The sequence below is a fragment of the Bacillus sp. EE-W1 genome, assembly GCF_009760835.1.
Lineage (GTDB): Bacteria > Bacillota > Bacilli > Bacillales > Bacillaceae_G > Bacillus_A > Bacillus_A wiedmannii.
The window spans coordinates 5,304-6,173 of record NZ_WIPE01000057.1 but is presented as its reverse complement, the minus strand read 5'-3'; the positions used below and the strand labels follow the sequence as shown (position 1 = coordinate 6,173).

1 protein-coding gene is annotated in these 870 nt (G+C 34.8%); it reads left to right on the top strand.

The genetic code is table 11. From position 1 onward, the window contains the following. Positions 1-78: 78 nt before the first annotated feature. Positions 79-870 (top strand): RNA-guided endonuclease TnpB family protein (locus GFJ36_RS10550; protein ID WP_157349552.1); only part of this gene is annotated, 792 nt, incomplete at its 3' end.

The window sequence follows — 870 nt, the reverse complement described above, 5'->3', positions numbered from 1 at the left end:
ACTAACTACTGGTGGTTCATCAATAGACGTAGTAAAAAAATATATTGAAAATCAAGGTGAAAAGTGAGGTGAAATGATATGACAAAGCAGAATAAAGCATATAAATTCCGTTTGTATCCAACAGAAGACCAAGCACATCTTATGCGTAAAACCTTCGGTTGTGTACGTTTCGTGTATAACAGAATGTTAGCTGAACGGAAAGAAGCGTATGAAAAACATAAAGATGATAAGGATCAACTAAGGAAACAAAAGCTTCCCACTCCTGCAAAATACAAAGCAGAATTTGAGTGGTTAAAAGAAGTTGATTCATTAGCTTTGGCAAATGCTCAACTAAACTTGCAAACTGCCTATAAGAATTTCTTTCGTGGTCAAAATGACTTCCCAACATTCAAAAGCAAAAAAGACAGAAAGTCTTATACAACGAATGTAGTGAACGGAAATATTATGTTGCTTAACGGTCATATCAAATTGCCAAAACTGAAAATGGTACGTATTAAACAGCATAGAGAAATACCACAAGACCATATAATCAAGTCATGTACGATTTCTATGACACCTACTGGTAAATACTATGTGTCTATCTTGACTGAATACGAAAAAGAGATTGTACAAAAAGAATTAGAAATAGTTGTTGGATTAGACTTTGCGATGGATCGATTATACGTCAGTTCTGAGGATGAGAGAGCCAATTATCCTAAGTTCTATCGTGAAAAGTTAGACCGATTAGCAAAGGCACAACGAGTATTATCAAGAAGAACAAAAGGTTCTATTCGTTGGAATAAACAACGTATCCGTGTAGCTAAGTTACATGAAAAAGTAGCGAACCAACGTAAGAACTTCCTTCATCATAAGTCTAAAGAGTTAGCTACT